This is a genomic window from Rhodohalobacter sp. (assembly GCF_041686455.1).
GTDB lineage: Bacteria > Bacteroidota > Rhodothermia > Balneolales > Balneolaceae > Rhodohalobacter.
In genome coordinates this window covers 1-3,316 of sequence record NZ_JAWLDW010000195.1, presented here as the reverse complement: position 1 = coordinate 3,316, position 3,316 = coordinate 1, and the positions used below count along the sequence as shown (strand labels likewise).

The 3,316-nt window shown below is 40.1% G+C and carries 4 protein-coding genes and 1 tRNA gene; 2 read left to right on the top strand and 3 right to left on the bottom strand.

The genetic code is table 11. The features are described from left to right. Window positions 1-576: type IV toxin-antitoxin system AbiEi family antitoxin domain-containing protein (locus tag ACESM0_RS13435; protein ID WP_372906715.1), on the top strand; the 576-nt coding region annotated here is incomplete at its 5' end. 306 nt (window positions 577-882) lie between these two features. On the opposite strand, the gene ACESM0_RS13430 is transcribed toward ACESM0_RS13435, so the two are convergent. The 3 genes from ACESM0_RS13430 to ACESM0_RS13420 all read right to left on the bottom strand — a co-directional run bounded on the left by ACESM0_RS13430 (window position 883) and on the right by ACESM0_RS13420 (window position 2,730). After that, entirely contained in the window at window positions 883-2,127 is a 1,245-nt protein-coding gene (locus ACESM0_RS13430; protein WP_372906714.1) for a type II toxin-antitoxin system HipA family toxin, read from the bottom strand. Window positions 2,128-2,129: 2 nt separating this feature from the next. After that, the gene (locus tag ACESM0_RS13425; protein WP_372906713.1) at window positions 2,130-2,414 is read right to left on the bottom strand and encodes a helix-turn-helix domain-containing protein; all 285 of its coding nucleotides are present in this window, start codon (window positions 2,412-2,414) and stop codon (window positions 2,130-2,132) included. A gap of 242 nt (window positions 2,415-2,656) precedes the next feature. After that, window positions 2,657-2,730 (bottom strand) — tRNA-Arg (locus tag ACESM0_RS13420). A 168-nt stretch (window positions 2,731-2,898) separates the two neighbouring features. On the opposite strand from ACESM0_RS13420, the gene ACESM0_RS13415 reads away from it, so the two are divergent. Continuing rightward, window positions 2,899-3,316: alpha/beta hydrolase (locus tag ACESM0_RS13415; protein WP_372906712.1), on the top strand; the 418-nt coding region annotated here is incomplete at its 3' end.

The window sequence follows — 3,316 nt, the reverse complement described above, 5'->3', positions numbered from 1 at the left end:
TTTAAAAATCTGGGCGGAATACTTCGAACATCAGAAGCACTATCAGCCGGCATACACCCCAGAACCCTTTACAAACTCAGGGATGACGGTTATATAACAAAACTAGACCGGGGTCTGTATAAACTATCTGGTGATCCTCCGCTTTCCAATCCGGATATTGCGATTGTTGCAGCCAGGGTTCCAAATGCAAAAATCTGTCTGCTCTCCGCGCTCGACTTTCATGAGATGACCAAAGAGATTCCTCATAAAGTCCATATTGCCATAGCCCGAACACAAAGAAATCCAAAGATAGATTATCCACCTATAGAGGTATATCGATTTACAGACGAAAGCTTTACCGAAGGTGTAGAGAAACATGAGATTGACGGACAAACGATCCAGGTCTATAATCCGGCCAAAACCATTGCTGACTGTTTTAAGTTTCGAAACAAGATTGGCAAAGAAATTGCTATTGAAGCTCTCCAAACAGAACTTGGTCAGAAAAATATAGAGGTAAAAGAAATTCTGAAATATGCTAAAATCTGCAGAGTCGAGAACATCATGAAACCCTATCTGGAAACAATTATAAATGGATAAAGATAAAAACGAAAAGCCGCATCTGATCTTTACCCCACAAATGGGAAAAGAAGGGAAAAAATCGCCAAATTTTGTTCCTTTCTGTTCACTTTCAATTTGTAAGTAAAATTGAAAAAAGCGCCTGAGAGATGGTTATTAAGCCATTTTTCAGCCGCTTTTGGTAATGTACGCCCGGAAGAAAGCAAAAGTCTTCACTCCGTTGTATTAAAATGCACTTTATTGAAAGTTAGAGTGATATATTGTTTTCTGTTTAAGTGGGTGAAAGGAAGGGAAATGAAAGATTTGTTTGCCGGAAACTGAATTGACCTAACCAATATTAAATGCAGCCCCCATTAATTGTCTCTGGGCTGATGGTATTCCAAAATTTGCAGCTAATTTTTCCCATTTTGAGACCGCCTCTAGTACTTCTTTCATGATGGTATCCATATCTTTATTGTTAATGTTGAAGTATTCCCCAACAGATCTTGCAAGGTCAAAATCTAAAGCATTCAATTCTAAATCTATATTTAGAGCAAGTCCTTTTCTGTCGATTGAAGGATTAATATCATAAGCGGGGGAAAGTCGCCATCCTTCATCCGAAATAATGAAACCGTGATTTCGCATATGATCATCCGTGTTGGATATTGCAATATTGAAAACGATTCTCCTCCATAACTGTTGCAAGTCCTCATCAGGTGATGCTCCGTAAAACTGTATGAATTCTGCTAACTCCAGGTAACTTGGCGGCTCTCTTTCCTCTCCTTCAAAACGTCCAGTCATGGTCATGGCAGAAGCAAAATGAATGCGCTCTTCACCTTGTCTATCGAATCGCTTAGAAAGAAACGTGTGATATTTACCGGAAACTTTCATCAAATCAGCTTCTGGAACTATAATTCCGGCATCATAAGCAAGCTGCCATGTAAGATATTCCCACGCACCTTTATCTAAATCATCATGTCTGGAGGGAAACTTTGCGATCCATAAATGTCCTTTTTCATCTGAAACAGAAGCTTTTGGTCGTGCCCCACCTAAAGATGATCCGGGAGCCAGTAAAAACATGATCCATTCTCTAACCGCATCAGAATCTTCATCCGATTCTACCACATTAGCAGCATACTGAAGCTCTCTTAATTCTGTAAGAGGAGGAACCGCATTTGCTGTATTATTATCAAGAAATGGACCATCTTCTTTTAATTTAAATCTCAGGCCACCCATTCTTGTCAGGTCATTTACACCTAATAAGTAATCAACATCCGTTAATCTTTTTCTTTCCCTTTCCCCATTCAGAATAGCTTCTTTTCTTTGCATTAACGTTTTTCCCCAGCGATCAGGCATGGAATCTAAGAAAATACCGAAGTTGGGCTTATCCGGGGAATACTGTGGACCGCCCAGCCATTGGAGATCCGGATCTAATTCCAGTTGAGATTGAGTTTTAATCCAATCTTTATCATATGCAAAGCTCCAGGTTAAATGGCCTCTGGCCTCTTGGGCACTAAGCGTACCCATCCTAATCGGATCACGCATTCCCTTCCAATGCGCATATACAATGATATCTGTTTTATTCGGAGGCATTGCTACAGATCCAAATCTTGCAGTTTCCGGCCAAATTCATCATCTGCAGCAAGTTTTAAAAAATCTTCGTGCAAATTGAGTACTCTCAGTACATTAAAATATGCGCCAATAGCCACGGATGGTTTCCCGTTCTCAATATGATATAATGTAGTCCGATTGATATTTGCCCGCTCCGCTACCTGGGTAGTCGTAAGTTTACGGCGTTTACGGGCCAGCTTAATATTTTCACCAAACTGCTCCAGGATTCCCCGATGCTGTGGGAATAATTTTTGTTTTTTTGATTTCATAATGTTGAAAATTTACAACAAAATTAAACTAATTGTTGATAATAAACAACAAAAATGCTTTTGGAGAATTTAACGCCATGAAAAACTGAACTTCAGGTTTTAAACATGTTGGGACACTGATCATTTAAGAAACAGAGTGCATTTAAGTGAAAATGTTGGACAAATGTGGCCGATCCCAAAAACACAAAAGCCATATGACATTGTAATTAATTGCCTTATGGCTTGTCGTTAGTATGTAACTGTACGCCCGGAAGGATTCGAACCCTCAGCCTTCTGATCCGAAGTCAGACGCTCTATCCAGTTGAGCTACGGGCGCATTTCTTAATTTTTCAAGATTTAAAAGTTAACCGTTTTTATACTTCGATACAACTTTACCCCGATAGTTTTTCACTTTCAGACTCCTTATCCATATTGTATTATGTAAATCATGGATTAACCGGTTTACCCTCTATATTTACTACCCAACCCTACTTAAAACGCAATCATGAAAAAGGAATCCTTCATTATTAAAGCTTCCAATGATTTGGATCTGTATTGCCTGCACTGGCAGCCCGAAAGCCCCCCAATTGGTGTTGTTCAGCTTGTACATGGAATGGCAGAACATGTGGATAGATTTCATGGGTTTGCCAAATTTTTAACCGAGCACGGATTTACGGTTATCGGTCACGATCATCCCGGACATGGAAAATCAGCCAACGACAAGCTTGGTTATGTCGCTTCAGGTGATGCATTCCACACACTTGTAACCGAAACTCACCGGGTCTACTTTACTATAAAGCAAAAGTATCCGGCCCTGCCTGTGTTCATCTTCGGGCACAGTATGGGATCTTTTATAACCCAGCGAATGATGCAGCTGCAGCCCATTCATCCAAATGGAATCATCTACTCAGGCAGTAACGGGA

Bases quoted from the DNA above. Each gene is read 5' to 3' on its own strand.
- ACESM0_RS13425 (WP_372906713.1), bottom strand. From the start codon at position 2,414: ATGAAATCAAAAAAACAAAAATTATTCCCACAGCATCGGGGAATCCTG.
- ACESM0_RS13430 (WP_372906714.1), bottom strand. From the start codon at position 2,127: ATGCCTCCGAATAAAACAGATATCATTGTATATGCGCATTGGAAGGGA.